A 24,691-nucleotide genomic window follows, 5' to 3' on the forward strand; every position below is an offset into this window, starting at 1 on the left:
CCCGCTCACCACGCGTCGCTACTACCACCAGATGAACTACTAATCCTTTCAAATTGCTGCTGTTGTCTGCAGGCGAGACGTGCTGAACGTCTCGCCTGCAGGCTTATTACTGGGGTTAATCAAAATAGTTGCCCAGTACCTCCTAGTTGCACTGGTCGCATTATGGCGTCCATGGACGAGCAGTTATTTGGCATTACAATGCCTGGCCGTCCGTTGTTTACGAGCTGTTCGTTGGCTTGATTCTTGGTGACGTTCAACAGAGCGTTATCGTTGGTGCTGCCTTGGAGTCCATGTTCATGGGTGCCATCATGGTCGGCGCGGCGGTTCCTCCCGAGGTCTATACCTCCGGCGTGCTTGGCTGCGCGCTTGCCGTCATTACGGGTACAGGCACGGCAACTGCCGTCGCGCTCGCCCTTCCCGTCTCCGTCTTCCTTCTCTACTCCGTGATTAACTTTGCAACGCGTATCGTCGCAGCCCATCTGGGTTACGACTTGGGAACCAAGTTTTTGCAGCAGTCCGAAGAGAACAACCTTATGTCTCGCATGACGCATGCTGCCGGTGTCCTCGGAATGACCGTTATCGGCGCCATGATTGCGGCACAGGTCTCACTGTCCACTGCTTTGACCTTTGACGTGGGTGGTTCGGAGATTGTCCTGCAGGATCTGTTCGATTCGATCTTCCCCGGTCTGCTGCCCTTGCTGGCAACCTTTGCCTGCGTCGCCCTGTACAAAAAGGGCGTCAAGACCATTTGGATCATCTTGGGCATCTTTGCGATCTGCATCATCGGAACGGGCTTGGGAGTGTTCGCGGCGGCGTAATGTTGACTGCTATGCTCGCGCGTTGGATAACTAACTGACCGTTTGAAAACGGGGCTCGGCGTCAGGCCGGCCCCGTTTTTTGTTTGAGGGATTTTCCGACCGTCCAATAGTCCAGGCCCATGCATCACTCACGTGTCTCTCATCTCTCATTCGTCACTAACACGAGAGATAGCTGAAAGACGAGAGATAATTACGAGAGATAGCGCAGCAGCAAAGAGACAAGCAACCATGATATAGTCTCAATATCGATTGTTCCACCAGCAAAAACATGATTTAATGAAGCAGGTAGAGATATCTTATCTCTCATCTTTCACTCATATCTAATACGAGAGATAACAGAAAGATAAGAGATAATTACGAGAGATAACTGAGAGACGAGGGAAATCCGTCTGCAGCATTCTCCGCAGGACCGAGCGAAGGGACGTGCAGATGAACGAAAACGAGCTGGCCGGTTTGCTCGAGTCTTTAAAGCGCATGGGTTCGGATGACTTTAGCGTCGAAGTAAAGGAGAGCGCCACGACGCTTTCTCGCGACGTATGGGAAACGGTTAGCGCATTCGCGAATACCGCTGGCGGAATTATCGTGCTCGGCGTGAGCGAGCGCGCGGGCTTTGTCCCGGTTGAGAACTTTGAGACCGAGAAGGTACTCAACCAATTCGTAGCGGGCATGGGTGATGCCGGCGGTCGCGGAAAACTGGCCAATCCGCCCAAATACACCATTGAACGCGTGGAGCTCCAGGGCACCGTGGTTCTGGTCATCACGATTGAGGAGCTCGACCCGTCGAGCAAGCCTTGTTATGTCATAGAGCGGGGCGCTCAAGGCGGCAGCTACAAACGCATCGACGACAAAGATGTTCCGCTCTCGTCGACCGAGGTCCTGTCCTTGTCATCGCATGAACGGACGAGCCCCAGTGATCGCGATGCAGTGCCCGGCGCGGTCGCAGGCGATCTTGACGAGGCCCTGGTCGACCGCACGATAGAGCGTGCTTTCTCACTGACACCCCGTGCGATGCGCGACGCGCCGGACAAGAAAACGAAGCTGGAGCGCCTGAATTTCCTCGACTCCCAGGGCAATGTCACTAAAGCCGGGCTCCTGGCTGCGGGTGCCTATCCTCAGCAGTTCTATCCCAAGCTCTTTATCGATGTGGCGGTCTATGCCGGAACGCAGAAGGGCGCGGCGGGGTCGTTGAGGTTCATGGACCGTACGATCTGCGAGGGAACGTTGGGCGAGATGATTTCGGATGCTGTCGCGGCTGTCGCCAAAAACCTGCGCCGCACCGCGACCGTCCAAGGCATTTCGCGTATCGACTCGCTGGAGATTCCCGAGGAGGTCCTGCGTGAGGCAATCGCCAACGCGGTTATCCACAGGGAATACGGGGATCGGTTCTGTGGGCAATCGATCGCCGTCGACGTTTTTGACGATCGTATCGAGGTGGTGAACCCCGGCGGCCTATACGGAGGAAAGACTCGCGAGAACCTGTTTGACGGCAGCTCCCGATGTCGTAATGCGACGCTTGTGAAGCTCATGTCGCTTGTTCCATTGCCCGACGGTGCGGGCTCTCCTGCCGAAGGCAACGGATCGGGCATTCCAATGATGCTCGATGCCATGCGTGCGCACGGTCTGGCCGAGCCATTGTTTTGCCCGGGTTTCGACCGGTTTAAGGTTGTCCTCTACCGAGCGAAGGTTGAGCAAATCGATCATGGCGGGGACTTAATTGTGGCGGCACTCAAGCGCAACGGCGAACTGGGAACACGTGAACTGGCAGAATGCACGGGACTCACCGTCTCCCAGGTTAGGACGCGCGTCAATGCGCTTATCGCGCAGGGCAAGCTAGAGCCTACGGCCGCGACGACGAGCCGTAACCGCAAGTATCGACTAACAGGGCGTGCAGGGCAGATGCGCTAGCGGCTGCCGCGCCTCACATCCGCGCCATTTCACGCGCTGCAACCCACGGCAAAGCAGTTACAATAGCCCAATGTGCATCGCGCACGACGATGATATCGGCGCCCGCGACTGGGGGAGAATACATGGCAGAGCAACAGATAATGCCGGGGACCAAGCTTCAGGTGGCATTCGACGTGCCCATGGGCCAAAAAACCGACTTCAACATGCTTGCCACGTACAAAGAGAACCTGGACGAGGCGTACTTTCTTATGAGCGCGCCCATGCTCGCCGGCAAGCCGCTTATCATGGACGAAAACCAAAAGCTGTTGCTGCAATACAAAGTGGGCGAGGAGACGTTCGTGCTCGCCGGCTACCCCGAGTCGGTCGAGAAAAAGGGCATCCGCACCTACTGGAAAATGCGCAAAGTCGCCGAACAGCGCACCTTCGTCAGGCGCCGCGACGAGCGTTTTAAGGTTGCCATGCGTCTGACCTACCAGCGCGACAACGCGCCGACCCCCGAGCCCGAGGACGCCATGACCATCGACGTCTCGGCCGGCGGTCTGGCTATCTACCTCAACGATTACCCCGACGTGGGCGAGGCCCTGGCCGTGCAAATGCCCACGATCCGTCTGCAGGGCGAGCGCCACGAGCTGCCCGAGCAGCTGGGCATCGTGTGCTGGGTGCGCCGCGCGCCCAAGGGCAGCCTGTACCGCAACGTTTGCGGCCTGCAGTTCCGCTACGCCGACGACATGGAGCGCGAGCTCGTCAAAGAATACGTCGGCTACATCCGCATGAAATATAAGATCTGATCGCCATGGCTCTGTTCAAGCGTAACGACAACAAAGATCAAGCTGCCGAGGATTTGGCTGAGGTTTTGGCCGAGGGCCAGGCCGGGGACACGTCGCAGAACGCGCCCAGCGCCAATGCCGAGGACGCATCCGGCGAGGACTCCGTGCCCGAGCAGGCTCCCACCTCCCGCAAGCGCTTTGGCAAACCCAAACGCAAGTCCAAGCCCAAGCGCAACCTGCGCGGCGTGGTGCGCATCGAGGAGCTGGAGCAGGCGCTGGCCGACCAGGACCTCGACGACATCGACCCCGACGCGGTCGTGTCCATGTATATGCCCAAGCGCCGCATGGAGCGCATCGGCGCGGCGCTGCTGCGCATGGACAAGCTGCAAAAGGCCCTCGTGGTGCTGGCGCTTGCTTTTGGCGTACTGTTCGCCCTGTCGTTTATGCAGGAAAACATGGGTAACTTCACCATCAACCTCAACCGCCTGGAGCTGTTCCGCCGCGGCGTGGCCATTGCCGACAACGGCGACTTTAACAACGCCACCGCGCGCCTGGCGGCCGACGCCTTGGACAACGGCACCAATATCGCTGCTGAGGACCTGCCCGACAACCTGGACGATATCGACGGCAGCCACAACGGCAAGAACTACGTGGCGTACACCTTCTATATCCGCAACGCCGGCAAGACCGATCTGGGCTACAGCGCCAAGCTCAAGGTGGTCAGCGCCAGCAAGGGCGTGGAGAAGGCCGCGCGCGTAAGGGTGTATCGCAACGGCGAGCCCACCACCTATGCGGCGGCTGCGGCCGATGGCAGCCCCGAGCCCAACACCGAGCCGTTCGCGTCCAAAGACGTGGTGACGACCATTAGCCACGCGAACTTCCGCGTGGGCGACGTGGACAAATACACCGTGGTCATTTGGCTGGACGGCGACGACCCGGAGTGCGTGGACAAGATCATCGGTGGCGCGGTGGAGTTCGGCTTTGATTTTGATTCGTCCGAGACCGACGATTCGAGCTTGTTCGTTAAGTTCGTGCAGGATATTACCGATACCCTGACCGGCAACGACCCCATTAGCGCGAGCGGCAACGAGGCACCCGATTACTACAAGGAGCACAACGTGACCTGGAGTAACCGTCGCAACCAAAAGAACTCGCCCGCAGGGGACGGGGACAAGTAGAGCGAAGAGCGCCGGGCCGGAATCGATTTTCCGGCCCGGCGCTTTTGGTGACGACTTATGCCGAGGTTTTGCCGTCGGAGGCGGTGGCGGTTGAGGCGCCGTCCAGCAAGAACAACCGCAGCGCGAGCTTGATCGCATAGCCAGGTTTGACCTGCGCCGCGTCTCCCGTGCGTTCGCCCAGGTCGCCACAGTAGGCGTAAACGTCGCGGATGAGGTCCGCGCCCGAGAGCGTGAACATGTAGCCCGCGTCCGAAAGTGCGTTGGGTGCTGCGGGCAGTCCCGCAGCTTGGCAGAAGCTCGCGAGGTCGGGAGCCATGACGGCCTTGTAGCCGATCGCGGTACTACGGTCCTGAGCGGCCTGCTCCTGCTTGCGGGTGTACGACAATGCCGCCGCCAGTACAAAGCTGGGCGTGGGCGCATTGACGTCGTCGGTGGTGGCGACGAGCTTGCCGGCCGCTTGCGTGACCAACCAGGCGACTTCGCGCTGGCAGCGGACGGCTTTGCGCGTCACCGGCTTGATCGATCCGACGGAAACGCTTCCCTTGGGTTGAGTGGCGGCAGGCATGAGCCCTCCCAACAAATAGCCCGTTTAGCAGGCAAAAATGACACGTGCCACACCAGTATAGCGAGTGGGGAAGGGCTAGGGCGAAGCACGGCGGAGGGTGAATAATGCGATGGCGTGGCGCTGCGGTCGCAAGGCTTAAGAGGGACTTATGACTGCGCGGGAGAGAGATCAAATAAGGTAAACGATGTTCACATGACACCACATATAGCCCGAGGTAGACCCATGAATCTGCCGGAATGTAGGCTGCCGAAAACTCATAAGGAAATCGTAAGAATTATGGTATTCTCAATTCCATGTCTAAAGGATGGGCAAGCAACATCCAACACGAAAGCGCGGGCTCCCCTTCCGGGCTTCTCGAGGGTCATCTGGGATGAATGGGGAAAGAAAGGGGTCCGCATGGATACCAAAGCATTAAAGAAGCAGATGGGCGCCGCCATCGCCATGGTGCTGGTAGCAGCCGTAGCGCTGGGCTCTGCCACGTTCGCATGGTTTGTCAGCAACAACAAGGTCACAGCACAGACGTCTAACATTGCGGCTCAGTCCAACTCTGCATACCTTGTGATTGATAAGACGACGACGTCGACGAATTCCACTAGTTCTACCAGCTATTCGACAGATCAGACGACTGGTCTCTATCCTGCTATGATTGAAAAAAAGGAAGGCAAGGCCGTTTGGAAGACCGCTTACGCGGAAAAGGCCAATGCCACGACGATGAAGACCGGGAGCGATTTTGAGATTGCTGACGGAACTGCCGATAAAGCTGTGAAGGCGAATTACGCGGTTAAAAACACGTTTTATGTTGGCACCGGTACCTATGATGGCGAGTTCACGAACCTGCACATTACGGGTGTGACTGTTACTAACCCCGCAACGACGGAAAACATGAACCTCGGCAATGCCCTTCGCGTTCTCGTTGTTTGCGGTAATAAGTGGGAGGTCTGGAGCGGTAATGGCATTCAGCTCAGCTCGTCTAGCGACTCTAAACCGCTGTCGGCTAGCAATTTGCTTGCTTCCGATAATGCGGTGATCAAGTCCAATCAGGATACTCAGATTGATGTCTACCTGTACTACGATGGTAACGACGCTAACGTCTATTCTAACAACCTTAATAAGATCAATGCCGATGCTGGCAACAATGGCGTGACAATCACCTTCGAGGCGACGCCCAAGGAGTACAAGGGCGCTTCTAACTAGCTATTGCTGACTTCGTCGTTTTTGAGATTTCAGAATGCCGGGGGCCGAACCGTCGGCTCCCGGCATTTTTACTAGATAGGTCTATCGAATGAGCCAAAGCGTAAAAGAGCTAAAAAAACAGCTTATGGGCGCTGCCTGCGCGGTGCTTATGTCCGCCGTTGCTCTTTCGTCTGCTACCTATGCTTGGTATGTCGCAAATAACACGGTGAAGGCAACATCTTCAACCATCAGCGCAACGACGAATGGTTTCATCCTTCAGATAGATGAACTCAAAAACGGTGCCCAACATGGCGGCGAACAGACGTCGCTTGCGGCTGCAATACAGGGCGGAAAGATAACGCCGTCTTCTACAGACGATCTTAAGAACTGGTTTGTTTGCCAAGGCTGGGGATCCGACGGTAAAGTATCCTCTTACTCGCAGATTAACTTTAAGCAAGGCGGCAAGTCTGGCGAATACGAGGCTGGTGGCGAGACCCACTACGCTTATCTCAAGAGTGAGTTTATTGTTTATACCATTACAGAGTCCGGTATAGCCGACGTGTATCTTGAAGGATCTGACGGAGAGCCCGTAGTTGTTACCGCCCATGGGGCACCAACGACCGATACCATCCCGAATTCTTTACGAGTCGGTATCACTACTCAGGCAATTGATGCTAATGGAAACCCGACCGGTGATGAAACTCTAAAGGTCGTGTACGCTCCCGCTGCAGTTTCTACTACCGAGAAGGGTAACGATAAAAACGCCATTGCTGGATGGTCTTGTGTAAAGGACGCGGTTAGCGGACCTCAAGTGCCTTCCTACCAACATATTGAAGCAGACAATTGCGCCGGCTGGCTTGCAAACAAGGTGGGAGACGATTATCAGGTTGACGCCGGTACGCACCAGATCGCAAGTCGCGTTGGCTATGATGGCATAGCGGTCCGAATTTATATTTGGATGGAAGGAACCGATGCTGACTGCGTTAACAACGCCGCAGCTGAGGACCTTGCAACATACGATGTGACAGTCAAGCTCGCCGGTGTTGCAACGTCGTAATGCCGACGCTCGCTTAAATGCAGATGGTCAAGGGCCCGCTCCGAAGGAAGTGGGCCCTTTTTCGTTTGGCGCCATCATTGCATAGGCGATAATGTGGGGAACTGTTCTTCCAGGAGGTTCCTTATGGACGGCATCGCTTCTAGTGTTCCGCTGATTGCTCGGCCGAGTTTCGACCGTGCTTGCAGCTTTGTGCCGTCCGAATATGTCCAGGCCTGGGAGTGGTTCTTGCGCGAGGAGCAGCGTGGCGGCCTGTGGGACAAGCTCCCGCATCGCACCAATGCCGATAGCCCTCAATATCCCTTTCGTCTGACGATTGATTCCGAACTCTTTCCGGTGTCGCGCGACTCGGGCATCTTTTGGCCTGGTCGCCGGCGCGTTAAGCATCCGCGTGAGAAGACCTTCGCCCTTTCGGTGCACAACTCAAAGCGCGGCGCCTACCCCGATGTTCCGCCGCTCTATCTTGAGGATGGCACCTGGGTGCTCAAGTACTCGTCGCAAAGTGCTTCGGTCGAAAACTGGCGCGACCAGGACTACAACCAAAAGATGATCAACTGCATGGAGTGCGGCGTTCCCGTTGGCGTGTTCTTTGCAACGAGCGCTGGCTACAAGGTGCTGGGCCTAGCGTTCGTTGAGCGTTACGAGCCGGAGAACAGCTGGTTTGTGCTGCATGGCCCCGTTCACAAGGGTGGACCCGACGCGCGTTTCTTCCCCGATATGAGCTACATGAAGGACGCTCCGATTGCGGCGGAGTTTTCCGGCGCTCCGGCGAGCGACGATGAAAAGGTTCGCTATGCGCTGCGTCGCGAGCGAATCGGCCAGCAGCGTTTCCGCACGCAGCTCTTTGAGGCCTATACCGGTCGATGCGCCGTCTCGGGTTGCAATGTCGACGAAGCGCTCGAAGCTGCGCATATCGAGAACTACTCGGGTCCCAAGTCGCAGGTTGTCAGCAACGGTATCCTGCTGCGCCGCGACCTGCACTCGCTGTTCGACGCTCATCTGATTTCGTTTGAGCTGGTACGCGGCGACTATCAACTTTGCGGGTCGTACCTTCTGCGACATACGGAATATGCGACGTTTGCAGGCTCGGTGCTGCGCGAGCCGGACGAGCATCGCTTGCGACCCAACGCTCGATTCCTCGAGGCGCATCGAGCCGAGTTCGATTTCTCGGAATCGCGACGTCGGGCGGAAGCCGTTGCTCCGTATTAGTTAGGTGCGGCCCGTCGCAACCCAATCATGTCGATTGATCGGATCGCGCCGCGCCGCAACGAGAGCCGCACGATCCTGCCATCCTCTTCTCAACAGGTAAAACAGGAAAGGGGAGACCATGGGATGGCGAAGCGATATCGCACGCGGCGCATACGGTAACTTACCGCGCGTTTTGATGGATCGGAGCTTATTTCCGCTCATCGAGGCCAGCTGCAGCCAAATCTGTCTGCCCTGTCCTTGCTGCGGTACAGACCTTCCGTGCCTAGACATCACCTTCATCGATGCCCGCGATAAGCACGCCACCGACCCGCGGGTTCGAACGGGCCTGCGCCTCCCGGTCTATCCTCAGCAATGCCCGACCTGTGGATGCGCCATTACCTATGACGATGCGGACACCTAATTGCCTGATGGCGAGCGAGGATTTTTGGACGATCGAAAACCGAGCGTGGATAATCTCCCGTTTTTGGGCTGAAGGGCTGTCAAAAACGGGAGATTTTCCACGCTCAGCCGTTTCTGCCTTATAAGATGCCCTACAGGTAAATCCCCTCGTACAAGGTCTTGTGGAACTGGGTGTGGTGGTCGCGTGCCCAGGTGAAGAGCGCCTGGTCAAAGTTGTCCTGGCTGGCGGGGATGCCGTAGACGCCGGCGACTTCCACGCGCACGAACTCCAGCGCGGGCAGCTTGTTGATGGCCGTGAGCGCAAACGGCGACGTGGGCTCCTCGAACAGGTAATGGCTGCCTTGCAGCGCGCCGCAGGCGGTGCAGGTGCTGGAGAGCGATGCGGTCTTGGTGGTGCGCGACGTTACGGGCTTGTAGCCGCAGCGCTCGCGCAGGTAGTCGCGGATCTCGGCCGGCACGCAGCCCAGCGCGGGGACGATAGCTATGGCGTTGGCGCGGGCGGTGTCGATCGCGATGTGGCCCGCGTCGTCCATGGCGGGTACTGCGCCGGGCGCAGCCTTGCTGCCCGAGTCCTCGGCCACCCGATACGGAATGCCAAAGGCCGTGACCGTTGTCTGCTCGTGGCACTTCCAACATTCGCGCTTGCCCAGCACCAGGTAGATGTAGGGCGCGCTGGGGTCGGAGCGGTCCAGCCCAGGCAGCCACGCGGCAAAGGGCTCGGGGTTGACGCCATCGGGCACGTACCAGATCTTCTTGACCCGGTCCCACTTGGCGCCCAGGGCCTTGGCCTTGTCTTTGTGCGAAAAGGGAACATCGAGCTCGGTGCGCATGGCGGCTCCTTTGTGCGGCTTGCGGTGCATGTGCTCCAAGGATACCCCAGCGCTGGGTGTGTGGTCGCTAAACGAGCATTTCGACCGTCCGAGAAGTCGCGGAGCATTTTGGCGAGGGGGTGCCGTCAAGCAAATGGGCAAGCAAATGGTCAGCTTTTGGTCAGTTGAGCGGCAACCTTGCCAAAAGCTTGACGGATTTGCATTTAGACGTCGACGAATGAACACTTTGGTTGCGCCGCGGCAAAAAACTGCTGGTCGTTTGCCGAAAACTCGCCAGGACCGCCAGCGGCCGCCGACGCGCGTGCTATCTTCGCGCCATGGGTTACTTTATCGTTTCACATAACGCTGCGTTGGCGCTTTTGGCGCACCTGCCGAACCCTCGTTTTGGGGATTCGGAACCAGAGGTCGTGTCGATTGCAGGCGCCTGCGCGCTGTTGGAGCAAGAGGCGCAGGAGTTTATCGATCGCTATGATCTGGGGATCCAAACGCTGGATTTGCTGGTGCCATCGCGTGCCGACCGTCGGCAGAGCAAGCATGTTAAGACGCACCTGTGCACCAACGAGCTCCCGGCGGGCTCGTTTATCTCGCTGGGCCACTGGATGGGCGGCCTGGATGCGTATGTGTGCTCCCCCGAGCTGGCGTTTGTGCAGGTTGCGCACGACAGCTCTGCGGCCGAGGCCATCTATGCCGGCTATGCCATGACATCGGACTATCGGCTGGACAACCTTGCTCCCGGCGGGGTGACAAGCAGGGATGGGGGCATGCGCGATGGCAGGCTCACAACGAAGGAGCTCATTGCGGCGTATATCGAGGCGTCCCCAAAGGTAAGGGGTCTCGCGAAGGCAAAGGCGCTGCTTGCGTATGTGATCGAGGGATCGCGCTCTCCGAGGGAGTCGGGGCTGTGCATGTTTATGTCGCTGCCTGCGCGCTACGGCGGGTATGCATTGGGCAAGGCCGAGCTCAACAAGAAGGCTTTCATTCGCGATGGACTCAACGATGGGCGCGAGCGCAAACTGCGCGTGTTGGAGCGCACGCCCGACATTACGCTTACGGCTAAAGTCGAGGTGGGCAGGGATAAAGTAAAGGCCGGGCTGCTGCCAGAGGTGCTGACCGCGATGGTCGACTACGACAGCGATGCCATTCATGACGGCCGCGAGAAGATCCACAAGGATGCCGAGCGCCGCAACGAGTTGGAACTGCTTGAGGGAGTAGCGTATTTTACGGTGACAACCGACCAAGCAAATGACTACGACAAGCTCGTTCGGCTGTGCGAACGCATCCGACGGAAGCTGCATCGGAATAAGCGCCCCATCTTTAACAAGGCGATGAGTGCAGAGCAGCGATATTTTGCCCATGCGCGTGCCGAAACGAAGCGATTTTGGCTCTGGCAAGCCGTTATCGATGCGCATCAGTATTGGTAGGGGCGGTAACAGGGGGTTAGAATTAGCGGCCATATATCCAGATCTAATACTTTTCCCGAGAAGTGAACGAGCCAGAATGGACCCCCGAAACATCGACACTTTTAGGGGCCCGTTTCCTGCGGTTTTGCTGCTGGGGTCCTGCGGTTTTAACGTCAAAAAGTGTGGATGCTCTGGGGGTCCAAATAAGCTCGTTCACTTCTCGGGAAAAGTATTAAACCTCACTTTATAGGGGGTTATTTATATATGGCTGCGAGACCCAACCGCGCCTGATCGGGGCAATCACCGGGGCTGTTTGGGCGCTTTGGGTGCCGTGGCATCCTCTGGGCTTGGTCGCCGTAAAATAAAACAGCTCAGAGGCGAAGCCTCTGAGCTGCGAACATTTGGTGGGCGTTAGAAGATTTGAACTTCTGACCTCTTCCGTGTCAGGGAAGCGCTCTCCCCCTGAGCTAAACGCCCGATCAAGGGTGCGCGAGTGCGCAGGGAATAATATAACGGAGCTCCCATCCGGTGGCAAGAACTATTTTTTAAAAAGTGGCAACTTGCGACCCTATCGGCCCCCGATCCGGCACGAGCAGCACGTGAAAAGTCGCGTTTGTACCCCCGATGAACTGCACGTTCGCGTAAAATGTTCCCATTATGGGCAAATGGTGTCCAGGTAGTTTACGATGCGGCATCTGGGGGAGGGACATGTCGGACGCGCGCTCGCTGCGAAAACAGTTCAATCGCATGCTCGCCACGTTGCTGGTGGCGCTTGCTGCTGCCGGAGCCGTAACGTATGCTTGGTACATCTACAACGCCAACCGCCACATCACCGACGTCAAGATGGCCGCGGGCACGGGCGTGACCTTCCTTATCTCCAACGAGTACGACGGCGAATACAAAACCAACGCCGGCCTGAGCTTTACGGGTCTGCTCGATCCCGTCTCGACCGACAACGTGCTCAACGGCTTTCAAAAGGTAACGGGCTTTACCGGCGGAACCACCCAGGACTCGCTGTTTGCCAGCATGTTTGGTGCCGCAGAGCATTCCGACTACTACAAGACCTCCCTGTACCTGGCCACCAACTCTGCCGCGACCGACGTGTACCTGTCGGGCATCGACTTTACCGAGCAGGACCCGGCAAACCCCATCTCTACCGCTCTGCGGGTGGGCCTGGTTACCTATGCGCCGGGGCAGGGCGATACCGTTACGGGCCAGTACATCTTTGAGGTCTCGGGCGAGCGCAATCCCCAGGCGCGCTACAACACGCTCGACGGCAAGGATGCCGGCGAGAACGAGCAGAATCACCTGGTGCTCGACAGCACCCGCTCCGATGGAACAACGGTTCATTTTGACCAGCTGACCAGTGCAAACTTCTGTGACTACAACGAAGACACTGGCATCGTGAGCCTCAAGGAGGCTACGACCAAGATCTGCAGCCTGCCCGCCGCTGCCAAGGGCACCAACCGCAGCACGCCCGTGCGCGTGGATGTGTACGTGTGGCTGGAAGGCTGCGACCCCGACTGCACCAACAACCTGGCCGCCACCAGCTTGCAATCGCTGGCGTTGCGCTTTGCCGGTAAGCGTTCGTAAGGGGGCTGGGTATGAGTGTATCGAACATCAAAGATATCCTAAGCTCGCGCCGTCGCATGGTTGCTGCGGCCGCATGGATGTTGGTGCTGGTAGCCGCCTTGAGCGCGGCCACCTACGCCTGGTTTAGCAACTCGCGCTACACCAACGTGACGCCCGTGGCGCACACGGTAAGCGACGAGGGCGCCGACCTGCAGATTGGTCTTTCGGCCAACGGGCCCTGGGACACAACGGCAACGCTTGCCGCCGCCGACAAGACGCTCTATCCCATCTCGACGGCAGACCTTTCCCGCTTTTGGCGCGGCACGTTCCAAAACGCCGCCGGCATCACGACCGACTACGCCGACTGCACCGCGCGGCTGGACGACTACGCCCTTTCGGGCACGCTGTACCTTAAGGGCAGCGATAGCGCGCTCAACGTGTACCTGTATCAGGGCCAGATGAGCGTGACGAACGACCCGCAGCTGCTGGCCGCGCTGCGTCTGGGCCTGGTCATTACAACTCAGTCGGGCACGCAAACGCATATCTTTACCTGCGACGATCTGGGCAACACCTCGGGCGCCACCAGTAGGCGTACCACCGCGCAAGACGGCGTGGTCGTGGCGCCCGGTGTCTCGGGCTGGACCTACACCGCCGACCCCGCGCGTGCCATAAGCGCTTACAGCATGGATGGCACCGGCGACACGCCCGCGGCGCGCGCAGGCGCCACGCCCATCTGCACGCTGGCCGCCAACGAAGTGGCAAGCGTTCGCTACGTTGTGTACATGGAAGGCTGCGACGCCAACTGCATCGACGAGGCTCAGGCCCGCGATGTGGTGCTGCAGCTTGCCTTTGCTGCGGCCAAGGCGTAAGGGGGCGAAGCGACATGGAAGACAAGAAGCACATGCCAGCAGATAGCTGCAAGGCCAACGCCGAGAGCGCGACCCCCGCGGTCCCCTCCAACGCAGCCGCCGAGCGCGAACGCCTCGAGCCCGCCGCCGCCCGCCGTCACGCCCGCCGCGCGCGTGCCTACATCGCGCTCGTCATGGTGGCGCTCGCCGCCACCTTGGGCGCCGCGACCTACGCCTGGTTTACCAACAACATGAAGGTCAACACCAACTCGGTGAGCGTGCACAGCGACACGTCCAAGCTGGTGCTGGAGCAGGGCGATGCCGATCGTGGTAGCTGGTCGCAGCAGGGCGACGTTTCCTTGACTTCTAACGCGAGCGGTGCCGTGACACTCTACCCGGTCTCGACCTTTGACCTCAACGGCTTTGCCGCCTGCGCACAAAACAACTCAGCCGGCGATGCCACGGTGTTTGAACAGGCAAAAGACAACGGCTCCGCGTTCTACCATGGTTGGATCGATCTGCGTCCCACCATTACCGGAACGGGTGCCAGCAAAGTAAAGGGCAGGGTCAACTTGTATCTGGCCGAATCGCTGGTCCCGCAGGGCGCCAACGCCGAGCTGCTGCGCGCGGCCCGCGTGGGCATTAAGATCTCCAGCGGCAACCAGGTGCTCGCCACCAACATCTTTGAGCTCGACAGTTCCGACAGCGGCCATCGCGGCGAGCATCCCACGACCGCCCCGGCTGGCCTTGCCGGCTACGCCGATGGCATGCTCCTGGGCTGGCAAAACGGCCAGCTCGCTTGCGGTGCCAACGTGACGCAGGACCCGGCCGCTTATACGCTGGACACGAGCGAGACGGCCGAGCGCCCGCAAAACTCGCTCGCCACGCTGGCGCTGGGCCAGATCTATCGCCTGGACATCTATTACTACATCGAGGGAACCGACCCCGATAGCGCCGACTACCTGCATCAAGACCCGGGCACCCTGCACCTGGCGCTCTTTGCGACCCTGGACGGTGAGTAGCCATGACGCGTAAGCAACCCGCCGCCAGCTGCACGCCCGCCACCGGCAAGCCCGCCGGCGCCGCCGCGCCCGCCGAAACCGACCTGCGCCGCAAGCTCACCACCACTGTGGTGCTGGTGCTGTTTGCCCTGGTGGCAATAGCCATGGCAACCTTTGCCTGGTTTTCCATCGCCGATAGCGCCAAAACCCGCATGCTCATGATCGACGCCAACGCCGACGGTTCGCTGCGCTTTGACCTGGACGAGCATGCCACGTTCGACGAATACGTCCACAGCCTGGGCTTCGACCAGATCTCGGCGCGCATCGCCAGCGAAAAGGGCGTGGACATCGACGCGTCCAAGCTCAAGCCCGTCACCACGAGCGACTACCAGACCTTCACCTTCGAAGACGGCTCTACCGCCGACCCCGCCACCGGCGCCTACCTGGAGTTCACGCTGCACTTTATGAGCAGCACGGACTTGCGCGTTCGCCTGACCGGGCAGGACGGCGACGGCGGCGTGTCCGGCACGCGGTTTAGCTCCGACACGCAGGGCATGGCCAGCGCCATGCGCATGAGCTTTACCGCCGATGGCCACACCTGGGTCTACAACCCCAACGGAGGCGGGGGCTCGTCTGGTGCGGCCACCGTCTTTGGGCTCGACTCGGGAGCAGCGAACGCTGCCAGCGACATGTTCGACCTAATAAAAGATACGGACAAGCCGGTAACCGTTCGCATATGGCTCGAGGGAACGGACCCAAATTGCACTAATATGCTAAAGGGAGCTAACTATTCGGTTTCGATGCGCTTTGAGGGCATCGAAGAACAGTAGATATGCACGGCGGCCACCGGGCCGCGCACGACCTAGTCAGACACGGTAGTAAGGGACATCATGCAATCTGTTAAAAAAGCCGCACCCATCGCACTGAGCGTCGTCATGTGGATCATCATCCTGGTAGCGGCCCTGTACGCGTTCACCACGCTCGCCACGCGCGAGGACGGCAGCGTCTCGGACATCGCCGGCTTCACCCCGCTCGCCGTGCAGTCCGACTCCATGGCGCCCACGTTTAACAAGGGCGACCTCATCGTCATCCAAAAGTGCGACACCTCCAAGCTCGAGGTGGGCGACATCGTGACGTTCCACACCATCATCGACAACGAGTACGCGCTCAACACGCACCGCATCGCCGCGATCGACGAGGTCAACGGCATGCGCAGCTTTACCACCAAGGGCGACAACAACGACGTGGCCGATACGCACATCATCAGCGACGGAGACATCGTTGGTAAGTACCTGTTCGCGTTGCCGCAGATGGGCAAGGTCATGGACTTCCTGTCCAGCTCCATGGGCTTCCTCATCGTGATTGTCCTGCCCATGCTGCTGTTCTTTATCTACCAGGTGTATCACCTTATCGTGGTGGGCATGAACCTTAAGCGCGCTATGGCCGAGGAGGACCGCCTGGCCGCCGCGGCTGCCATCGTGGACGCCGAGGGCAAGGGTGACACCGCCACCGTTGCCGCCGATAACGCCGCCGAGCAGCTCGCCCAGGCCGAGGCCAAGCTCGAGGAAGCCCGTCGTTTAAAGGCCGAGGCCGAGGCGGCGATGAACGCGACCAAGCAGGAGGATACCGACGGTGAGTGAGTTTCTGGGATTTGCCTGGGAGCTGCTGGCAAAGGTCGTCTATAACGTCGTTGCCGTCGTGAGCTCTATCCTTAACCTGCTGGTGTTTGGCTGGGTTGAGTACTTCAACATCTTTATGACCTACTTCACCACGTTTGACCTGGTGGGCAAGATCGGTGCGGTCATTCTGTTTGCCATGCTCATCGCGGTTCCCGTGCTGATCGTGGCCATTCTGGTCCACCGCTACCGCATCAACCGCCGCCTGCATCGCGACGACACGTCCAACAAGGCGCTCTATCGCGAGATCGGCCGCCTGAACAAGCAGGTGCTCGACCTTATGGACGAGAAGAACAAGCTGCTGGCGCTCAAGGTCAATGCCATGGGCGGCACCAAGCAGATTCCGTACGTGGGTGCCTCGGCCCTGGCCGACGACCACCTGCCCACGGTGGGCAACGTGGTGGGCGCCGCTGCGGGCGCCGGTACGGCTGCTGGCGAGGGCGCTGCGGCGACGGCCGTCATGTCGGGCAACGCGTCGCTCGCGCTCGATGGCGAGGGCGTCAAGGATGCCGCGGCCGCCATGGCCAAGGCCACCGTCGAGGCCAAGACCCTTGCCGAGGAAAAAGAGATCGCCCAGGCCAACCGCTTCCCCAAGCTGTCCCTTGTGGACCTTAAGTACCGCGACTGGGAATCGCCGGCCTACGACGATGCCATCTCGCTGGAGGACTTTGTCGACAGCTTCCGCGCGTTCGCCTGCAGCCAGATGAAGCTCTACTACACGCCTGAGGTCATCCGCCGCTTTGTGGCCGGCATGGCCGCCTCCAAGCTGCTGATCCTGGAGGGCATCTCGGGTACTGGTAAGACCTCGCTGCCCTACAGCTTTAGCCGCTATCTGGATAACCCCGCGACCATCGTGTCGGTGCAGCCGAGTTTTCGCGATCGCACCGAGGTACTGGGCTACTTTAACGAGTTCTCCAAGCGCTTTAACGAGACCGAGTTCCTCCGCGCCGTGTACGAGGCGGGCCTTCGCCAGGACCCGTCCATGATCGTGCTTGACGAGATGAACCTCGCCCGCGTGGAGTACTACTTTGCCGAGATCCTGTCGGTGCTCGAGATGCCCAGCCACGACGAGTGGGTACTCGATCTGGTCCCCACCCAGTGGGCCGCCGATCCCAAGGCTCTGCACGACGGCAAGCTCACCATCCCCGACAGCCTGTGGTTCATCGGCACGGCCAACAACGACGACTCCACCTTTACCATCACGGACAAGGTGTACGACCGTGCAATCCCCATCGAGCTCAACGAGCGTGCCGACGCGTTTGAATGCGAGCCGCACGAGCGCGTGCACGTGACGGCCGACCACCTGCAGTATCTGTTCCAAAAGGCTAAGGTCGAGTACGTAATCGACGACGAGCTGCTCCAGAAGATGCACAAGCTGGACCAGTACCTGCAGACCCGCTTTAAGCTGGCCTTTGGTAACCGTATCATCAAGCAGATGTACGACTTTATCCCCGTGTACGTGGCGTGCGGCGGCACCGAGCTGGGCGGCATGGACTACATCATCGCCCGCAAGGTGCTCAAGAAGTTTGAGTCCATGAACGTGAGCTTTGTGCGCGACGAGATGAAGGGCCTGATCGAGTACATCGAGAAGACCTTTGGCGAGGGCGGCCTGCCCGATTCCGTCATGTACCTGCAGCGGATCCAGAACTTCTACTAATGGCGTAAGTGCGGGGCGGCGTGATGTCGCCCCGCCCCTTTCCGATCGATCCAATCTATGGAGTAACCCATGTCCGAGACCATTCAGGACCTCTATACCAGCTTCTCCGAGCAGATGGAGCCCATCCAGGAGGACAACCGCTACTTCCGCTATCTGTTTGAGATGGCGCAGGCCTCGTGCACCACGATCGAGCAGCAGCGCGAGGAGCTCGTCAAGGTGGTGGACGAGGAATGGATCAGCATGATCGAGGACTCGCTCGACGCCATCAACACCATTATCGAAAAGCCGCGGCGCTTTATCACCACCGAGGAAGAGGTGGTGCCGGTCTCGCTCGCCAAAAAGATCAGCGCCGACAGCGTCCGTCATCTGAGCCAGAACACGCAGTTTTTGGCGCCGAGCGACGATGGCGGCGTCCATCCCACGCGCATCCTCAACGTCAATACCGTCGAGACCTACGATCTGTACGAGAACCGCTTCATCTACCACCTGATTCAGCGCCTGCTGACGTTTGTGGACAAGCGCACCGACGTGATCTTTTGGTCGACGGGCAATGAGATCCGCAACCGCTTTAAGATGCACAGCAAGATCGACGACGCGTACGAAGAGATCGAGTATAACGTCGAGATGACGGTCAAAAACCGCCAGAGCTTTGCCGAGAACGACGCCGACAACATGGACGTCTTTATGCGCATCGACCGTGTGCGCCGTCTGGTCATGGCGCTGCGCGGCGCGTCGTTTTGCCAGATCATGAACGGGTGCAGCGCGGTCCGCAGCCCCATCCAGCGCACCAACCTCATCATGAAGGACCCCAACTACCGCAAGTGCTACCAGCTGTGGCAGTTTATGGAGCGCTACGACAAGGTGGGCTACAACATCGACGTGCAGCAGCAGTCACTGGCGTTCGATGACGAGTACATGGTGCAGATGTACACCAACCTCATTAACAACTACGCCGTCTTTAAGAGCCTGACCGACGACGAGCGCAACCTGCAGGAGCTCGAAAGCGTGCAACACGCGCCGGTGGCGCCCAAGTTTATTAAGGAGATTAAGGAGGTGCAGGTCGATAGCCCCGACCTGCCCGATGTCGAGGTCCGTCGCGTGTTTGTGGAGGAGGTCACGCAGGCCCAGCTCGATGCCGAGCAGGCGCTGGCCGAGGCCCGCGAGCAGATCGAGGAGCTGCAGGGCCAGGTGAAATCCTGGAAGGTGCAGGCGCACGCGTTGACCGACGAGCGCGACGACCTGGTCGACGAGCTGGACGAGGCCAAGACGCGCGAGCTGGCGTTGACGCAGCGCGCTCAGATGGCCGAGGCTGATGTTGAGGAGCTGCAAGGTTCGCTGGAGGATGTCGAGGCGGGCAAGAAAGCTGCCGAGGAGGCTGCTGCCGAGGTGCGCTCGACTGCGGCGGCACAGCTTGAGCAGATGCGCGTCGAGGCCGATGACGAGGTCACGGCTGCTCACGCTGATGCCGATGCAAAGGTTGCGGCCGCCGAGCAGGCGGCCTCCGAGCAGATCGCGCAGGTCAAAAGCGATGCCGCTGCGGCCCTGGCTGCCAAGACGGCTGCCGACGCTGCCGAGCTGCAGGCCGCCAAGGACGCTGCTGCGGCCGAGCTCGCCGCCGTGCGTGAGGCCTCTGCCAAGGAAGCGGCTGCACTGCATGCCAAGCTGGACGCCGCCAAGCTGCAGATCGAGGAAGTGCGGCTGGCGGCCGAGCGCGATGCCCGTGCCGCGCAGGAGGCTGCCGACGTCGCCGCGGCCGAGGCGGAGCAGGCGCTTGCCGACACCGTTGCCGCTGCCGAGGAGAAGGTTTCCGCCGCTCAGCAGGCGGCCGATGCCGCAATCGATGCCGCCCGCGCGGCCGCCGATTCTGCGGTGGAGCGGGCCGCGGTGGATGCCAGCGAGAAGGTCGCCGCTGCCGCTGCCGAGCGCGATGCCGCCGCGCGTGCCGCCGAGGAGGCTCATGCCGACGCCGACGCGCGTGCCGCCGCAGCCGAGCTCGAGGCAGGGGAGCGTATTGAGCAGGAACTCGCCGCCGCCAAGGCCGCGCACGAGCGCGAGCTCGAGGCCGCTCGCGCGGAGATGCAGCAACGCTTGGACTCGTTGGCACACGAGCTGGAGCAGTCCGAGCGCGATCGCGCCCGCGCCGAGCGCCGTGCCGAGGGCAACAGCCTGTCGCGCTATCTGCTGGCTCGCTTGCGCGGAGAGGCCGCCGAGGGCGATGTCGCCACGACCGTTGAGGGAGATGAGACCGACGTTTCGGCATCTGACGCCACTGACGTCGAGCCTTCCGCAAAGGACGCCGACAAGTGATGAAGCACGTGCTCCGCGTGATCAACGTGTTGGCGACCGTGGTGATCCTGGTCGCTTTTGTGGTGCTGCTGCGCACGGTGTTCACGCCCGCCGGCGAGATTCCCACCATCATGGGCTACGGCTTTATGCGCACGCTGACCGGCTCGATGGAGCCGGCGATTCCCGTGCATTCGTTTATCGTCGTCGATACCGACAACAGCCAGGCCTACCAGGTCGGCGACATCATCACCTTCCATTCGTCCGATGACGCGCTGGAGGGTTCGCTCAACACGCATCGCATCGTTGCCGTGGAGGATGCGGCCGACGGCACGCCGGTTTACCGCACCAAGGGCGATGCCAATCCGGTCGAGGATGCTGCGCCCGTGCCCGCCGCCGACGTGGTGGGGCGCGTGGTCTTTGTCTCGGCGGGGCTGGGCGTGGTGGTCTCGTTGCTCACCAATCCGCTGCTGTTCTTTCCGCTTATCGTGGTGCCGCTGATCGTGCTGCTGGTGCTCGAGATTCGCCATATGGTCAAGACAACGCAAGAGGTGGCACGCGCCGAGGACGAGGCCGCCTTGCGAGCCGCCGTTGAGCAGATTCGCGAAAAGCGCCGTCGCGAGCAGGAGGGCCGGGACAGCGACAAGGACCGGGACGATGGCGAGCATGCTGAGGGAAGTGCGGAAGCCGCCTCCGGCGCCCTAGACGATTCCAACCACTCGGCATAGCTTATCCGCGCCTTTCGTCCCTACAGTTTGGACGCTCGTATATGTTCTGAATCGTCCGCATTTCCATATCAATATTCGTGCTACAGTTTGAGCGCTTTGTTGCCAATTGATTTCGGGGGAGTGGAATGGAGCAGGAGCGCACGGCGCAGCACGCACGCGAAAAGGCTTCGGTACCGATGACGGCGGCGGCCGATTTTGTCGTGCCCGAGGGAACTGACGAGCTGAGCCGCAGCACCCGCCGCGCATGGCGCGACCGCCTCAACGACGCCCAGGCGCGCAAGATGGCCCTGGGTACGCTCGCCGCGTTTGTCGGCGGTACGTTTTGGGGTTTTTCCGGCACCAGCGCCAGCTACCTCTTTGACGTGTGCCATATCGAGACGTTTTGGCTGATGAGCGTGCGCCAAGTTATCGCTGGCCTGCTCTTTATGTTCGTTGTGCTCAGAAAAGACCGCGACCGCTTGATCGAGCTGTGGACTACCCCCGCCGATCGCAAGCAGCTCATTCTGTTTACGATTTTTGGTCTGCTGTTCAACCAGCTTTGCTATCTGTCAGCCGTGCGCCTGACCAACGCGGGCACCGCGACCGTCTTCCAGTGCCTGCAGCTGGTGGTCGTCATGGGGTATGCCTGCGTCACCGCGCATCGACTGCCGCGCACGCGCGAGGCGCTTGGCATTTTGCTCGCTTTGGGCGGAACGTTTTTGATCGCCACGGGCGGCGACCCCAGTACGCTCAGCATCTCGCCGATGGGTCTGCTTGCGGGCCTTTTGTGCGCCGTGGGCGGTGCCTGCATAGCAATCATCCCTGCCGGAATCCTCAACAAATACGGAAGCCCGGTCGTCACGGGCTCGGCCATGCTTTCGGCGGGAATCGTGATGAGTATCTTTACCCAGCCGTGGGCGCATATGCCGGCGCTCGGGCCCTCGGGTGTCGGTGCACTCGCGATATTTATTGTGGTGGGGTCGTTCTTCGCCTATATGTTCTACATGCAGGGCGTTAAGGAGATTGGCTCGGTGCGCGCGAGCCTCCTTGGAACCATGGAGCCGGTTTCGGCCACCATCACCAGCGCCCTTATGCTGGGAACGGTGTTTTTGCCCACCGACCTGGCGGGCTTTGCCATGATTATCGCGATGGTGTTCCTCACGGTGTAGCTGGCGCCAAGACGGAAAAGGTGCTGTGCCACATTTTCGCCAATTGATGTCCGTGTCTGGAGTTTAGCTGTCGATGCTCAAAATGCCATAAACTAGTAACGTTATGGACTTTTTCATTGCGACTCAATTGCGAGGATTTCTTTATGGCTGGTAATCACTTTAAGGGCAGCGATAGCGGCCGTCCTGCAGTTCCGCCGCGTCCGAACGGGGCTGGTAAGGCCGGCACGCCGGGCGGCGCTGGGCAGGGCGGTTCCGGTAAGCGCGTGTCCCCGGGCGAGACGGCGATGTTTACCGCTCTGTACGAGCAGTCTCAAAAGGCAAAAAAGACCGGCCGTGCAAGAGGGAATGTCTTTGCGGGCGGTGCGACCTCCACGTCGCAGCCGAGCGGGGCTCCTTCGGTACCTGCGAACAACGCAAGTGCCGCCAACGCCGCGAATGCCGCCGGCAACGTTAATGCCGGCAAGGCAGCCAACAATACCCCCTCTGCCGGTGGCGCGGGGCTTACGGGTAACCTTGGCACGATTTACACCGGCGCCTCCGAGACCGGCACGTTCGCCCGCCTGGATGATAGCGGTGCCCAGTTTGCGGGCTCGGGTTCCAAGGAAGATTATTACGATTTTGGCTTGAACTACGGTAGCGACGCTTCGTCGAGTTCGACCTCTGACGGTCTGGTCCGTCATCGCCATCGCAAGGGCGAGCGCAAAAAGCGTCACACTGGCGCCATTATTGCCGCTGTAGTCGCGGTGCTTCTCGTTGTGCTTGGCGCAAGCGGCTTTATGCTGCTTAACTCGGCAAAGACCGTAAAGAGCGAAGCGAAGGAGGCTGTCGAGATCGTCGGTGGCCTTAAGGACAAGGTCACGTCGGGCGATTTTTCGACGCTGCCTGACGACGCGAAGAAGATCGATGAGCTCTGCGACAGCATGAAGGCGGAGACCTCGAGCCCGCTGTGGACGGCGGCTTCGTTTATCCCGGTGTATGGCAGCGACATCAATGCGGCCCGCACCATGATCGACGCCCTGTCCGATGTCTCGAGCAATGCGCTGGTTCCCATGGCCGATAACCTTTCGCAGGCCACGCCCGGCAAGCTGTTTCAGGACGGCATGATTAACGTGTCCGCGCTGCAGGCGGTCGCCGATTCGCTTTCCAGCAGCTCGAAGGTGTTCAAGAGCGCCAACGAGAAGATCCAGGGCATTGGCGATACTCATATTTCCCAGGTGACCGAGCTGGTCGATAAGGCCAAGGACGGCTTTGCCACCCTCAACGGCGCGGTTGACGCGGCGGAGAAGGTCGCCCCCGTCCTTCCCCAGATGCTCGGCGCCAACGGCCAGACGCGTAACTACCTTGTGTACGCCATGAACAACGTCGAAATTCGTGCCTGCGGCGGCTTTGGCGGTTCGCAAGGTTTGATTTCGGTCACCGACGGCCAGATGTCGATTGGCGAGTTTGTTCCCCGCATTGGGCTCAGTGAGGATGAGGCAGTCGAGAGTGTCGACGAAGAGGATGAGGCGCTGTTCGGCAACCACAGTAACCTGTACAACTCGGGCAATACCTATTCGCCTGATTGGCCCCGCAACTCGCAGCGTGTCGCCGCGCTGTGGAAGTCCCAATATGGGCAGGACGTTGATGGCGTCGTCGGCATCGACCCGGTGTTCCTGCAGTATCTGCTGGGCCTGGTCGGTAACGTGTCGCTGCCCGACGGAACGGTTGTCGACGGCACCAACGCCGCAAAGGTCCTCATGCACGATGTGTACTGGAACTATCCGGTCGAGGAATCGGATGGCATCTTTGCGGCTGTTGCCAGCGCCGCCTTCGACAAGATTCTCGGTGGCATCGGTGACGTCGACGTTACAAAGCTTGTCGGTGCATTCGAGCGCGGTGCCGAAGAGGGCCGTCTGATTGCTTGGATGAGAAACGATGATGAGCAGAATGCCATCAAAGAGACGGGCATTGACGCTTCTCTGCCCGATCCGGATGATCCGAGTGCCGAGCCCGTTGCCGGCGTTTACTTTAACAACCTGAGCTTCTCCAAGCTCGACTGGTACCTGAACGCCGATACGCAGATTGGCCAGGGCGTCAAGAACGGCGACGGCACGTGCTCGTATCGCATCACCGTTACCCTGACGAACATCATGACGCAGGAGGAGGCAGGCAAACTGCCCGACTACGTCGCGGCGAGCGCGCCCGATGCCGCGCGCGACGACGAGCGTCTGAATGTCTCGTTGTTTGCCCCGACGGGCGGCAACATTACTGATCTGACCGTCGAGGGCACCCAGTTTGGTCTTGGCGCCGCTACGTGGCATGGAATCCCCTTCTATTCGGGCACCGTTGACCTGCATGCTGGCGAGACGACGACGATCACATATACGCTGACCACGTCAGCCGAGGCGGGGGACAAGCCGCTTACGCTGCGTCAGACTCCTACATGCCAGGCGGCTCGCGACAGCGCGTCGGCGTAGGGTTTTTCTGGTAGCGCAGATAAT

Annotated in this window: 21 protein-coding genes and 1 tRNA gene; 19 read left to right on the forward strand and 3 right to left on the reverse strand. The window is 59.9% G+C overall.

The genetic code is table 11. From position 1 onward, the window contains the following. Positions 1–236: 236 nt before the first annotated feature. The 4 genes from DW925_RS01015 to DW925_RS01030 all read left to right on the forward strand — a co-directional run bounded on the left by DW925_RS01015 (position 237) and on the right by DW925_RS01030 (position 4,668). Complete coding sequence (locus tag DW925_RS01015; protein ID WP_233540204.1) at positions 237–818, forward strand: PTS system mannose/fructose/sorbose family transporter subunit IID; 582 nt, start codon at positions 237–239, stop codon at positions 816–818. A gap of 429 nt (positions 819–1,247) precedes the next feature. Beyond that, positions 1,248–2,723, forward strand: coding sequence for an ATP-binding protein (locus tag DW925_RS01020; RefSeq protein WP_117790179.1), 1,476 nt, complete (start codon positions 1,248–1,250; stop codon positions 2,721–2,723). A 122-nt stretch (positions 2,724–2,845) separates the two neighbouring features. Beyond that, positions 2,846–3,511, forward strand: a complete 666-nt coding sequence (locus tag DW925_RS01025; protein WP_158565719.1) for a PilZ domain-containing protein — start codon at positions 2,846–2,848, stop codon at positions 3,509–3,511. Positions 3,512–3,516: 5 nt separating this feature from the next. Then, positions 3,517–4,668: a hypothetical protein gene (locus DW925_RS01030; RefSeq protein ID WP_117790181.1), complete on the forward strand. Its 1,152-nt coding sequence runs from the start codon at positions 3,517–3,519 to the stop codon at positions 4,666–4,668. A 55-nt stretch (positions 4,669–4,723) separates the two neighbouring features. Here DW925_RS01030 and DW925_RS01035 read toward each other — a convergent pair whose 3' ends face one another. Further along, positions 4,724–5,233: a hypothetical protein gene (locus DW925_RS01035; RefSeq protein WP_117790182.1), complete on the reverse strand. Its 510-nt coding sequence runs from the start codon at positions 5,231–5,233 to the stop codon at positions 4,724–4,726. A 396-nt stretch (positions 5,234–5,629) separates the two neighbouring features. Here DW925_RS01035 and DW925_RS01040 point away from each other — a divergent pair, with 396 nt between their 5' ends. The 4 genes from DW925_RS01040 (at position 5,630) to DW925_RS10065 (ending at position 9,069) form a co-directional block, all read left to right on the forward strand. Continuing rightward, a complete protein-coding gene (locus tag DW925_RS01040; protein WP_117629018.1) occupies positions 5,630–6,427 on the forward strand; it encodes a hypothetical protein in 798 nt (265 codons plus the stop codon). 88 nt (positions 6,428–6,515) lie between these two features. Next, a complete protein-coding gene (locus DW925_RS01045; protein WP_117716597.1) occupies positions 6,516–7,463 on the forward strand; it encodes a hypothetical protein in 948 nt (315 codons plus the stop codon). A gap of 123 nt (positions 7,464–7,586) precedes the next feature. Next, complete coding sequence (locus tag DW925_RS01050) at positions 7,587–8,669, forward strand: HNH endonuclease (protein ID WP_117629016.1); 1,083 nt, start codon at positions 7,587–7,589, stop codon at positions 8,667–8,669. A gap of 118 nt (positions 8,670–8,787) precedes the next feature. After that, complete coding sequence (locus DW925_RS10065; RefSeq protein ID WP_118256698.1) at positions 8,788–9,069, forward strand: hypothetical protein; 282 nt, start codon at positions 8,788–8,790, stop codon at positions 9,067–9,069. Positions 9,070–9,199: 130 nt separating this feature from the next. Here the strand turns inward: DW925_RS10065 and DW925_RS01055 are convergent, their stop codons facing one another. Continuing rightward, complete coding sequence (locus DW925_RS01055; RefSeq protein WP_117629015.1) at positions 9,200–9,898, reverse strand: DUF5710 domain-containing protein; 699 nt, start codon at positions 9,896–9,898, stop codon at positions 9,200–9,202. Between the two features lie 407 nt (positions 9,899–10,305). On the opposite strand from DW925_RS01055, the gene DW925_RS01060 reads away from it, so the two are divergent. Further along, positions 10,306–11,319 (forward strand): hypothetical protein, encoded by a 1,014-nt coding sequence (locus tag DW925_RS01060; RefSeq protein ID WP_117716598.1) that lies wholly within the window; start codon positions 10,306–10,308, stop codon positions 11,317–11,319. A 381-nt stretch (positions 11,320–11,700) separates the two neighbouring features. Here the strand turns inward: DW925_RS01060 and DW925_RS01065 are convergent. Next, positions 11,701–11,775, reverse strand: a tRNA-Val gene (locus DW925_RS01065). A gap of 231 nt (positions 11,776–12,006) precedes the next feature. Here DW925_RS01065 and DW925_RS01070 point away from each other — a divergent pair. From DW925_RS01070 to DW925_RS01115, 10 genes are all read left to right on the forward strand, one after another. After that, positions 12,007–12,891 carry a hypothetical protein gene (locus DW925_RS01070; RefSeq protein WP_117629013.1) on the forward strand — a complete coding sequence of 295 codons (885 nt, stop codon included), beginning with the start codon at positions 12,007–12,009 and terminating at the stop codon, positions 12,889–12,891. An 11-nt stretch (positions 12,892–12,902) separates the two neighbouring features. After that, entirely contained in the window at positions 12,903–13,739 is an 837-nt protein-coding gene (locus DW925_RS01075; RefSeq protein WP_117634343.1) for a hypothetical protein, read from the forward strand. 14 nt (positions 13,740–13,753) lie between these two features. Continuing rightward, the gene (locus DW925_RS01080; RefSeq protein WP_117634341.1) at positions 13,754–14,740 is read left to right on the forward strand and encodes a hypothetical protein; all 987 of its coding nucleotides are present in this window, start codon (positions 13,754–13,756) and stop codon (positions 14,738–14,740) included. 2 nt (positions 14,741–14,742) lie between these two features. Beyond that, on the forward strand, positions 14,743–15,549 hold the full coding sequence (locus tag DW925_RS01085) for a hypothetical protein (protein ID WP_117634339.1): 807 nt from the start codon (positions 14,743–14,745) through the stop codon (positions 15,547–15,549). 60 nt (positions 15,550–15,609) lie between these two features. Next, positions 15,610–16,359: a signal peptidase I gene (locus DW925_RS01090; RefSeq protein WP_117634337.1), complete on the forward strand. Its 750-nt coding sequence runs from the start codon at positions 15,610–15,612 to the stop codon at positions 16,357–16,359. Continuing rightward, the gene (locus DW925_RS01095; protein ID WP_117786086.1) at positions 16,352–18,052 is read left to right on the forward strand and encodes a hypothetical protein; all 1,701 of its coding nucleotides are present in this window, start codon (positions 16,352–16,354) and stop codon (positions 18,050–18,052) included. The genes DW925_RS01090 and DW925_RS01095 overlap by 8 nt, the downstream gene beginning before the upstream one ends. Positions 18,053–18,121: 69 nt before the next feature. Continuing rightward, complete coding sequence (locus DW925_RS01100) at positions 18,122–20,359, forward strand: DUF2357 domain-containing protein (protein ID WP_117790184.1); 2,238 nt, start codon at positions 18,122–18,124, stop codon at positions 20,357–20,359. Further along, on the forward strand, positions 20,359–21,063 hold the full coding sequence (locus tag DW925_RS01105; RefSeq protein WP_117786088.1) for a signal peptidase I: 705 nt from the start codon (positions 20,359–20,361) through the stop codon (positions 21,061–21,063). The genes DW925_RS01100 and DW925_RS01105 overlap by 1 nt, the downstream gene beginning before the upstream one ends. 125 nt (positions 21,064–21,188) lie before the next feature. Next, positions 21,189–22,211, forward strand: a complete 1,023-nt coding sequence (locus DW925_RS01110) for a DMT family transporter (RefSeq protein ID WP_199575473.1) — start codon at positions 21,189–21,191, stop codon at positions 22,209–22,211. A gap of 143 nt (positions 22,212–22,354) precedes the next feature. Beyond that, positions 22,355–24,667: a DUF4012 domain-containing protein gene (locus tag DW925_RS01115; protein WP_117790185.1), complete on the forward strand. Its 2,313-nt coding sequence runs from the start codon at positions 22,355–22,357 to the stop codon at positions 24,665–24,667. Positions 24,668–24,691: the final 24 nt, after the last annotated feature.

The organism is Collinsella sp. AM43-1 (genome assembly GCF_003467925.1).
In the GTDB taxonomy this organism is placed as follows: domain Bacteria; phylum Actinomycetota; class Coriobacteriia; order Coriobacteriales; family Coriobacteriaceae; genus Collinsella.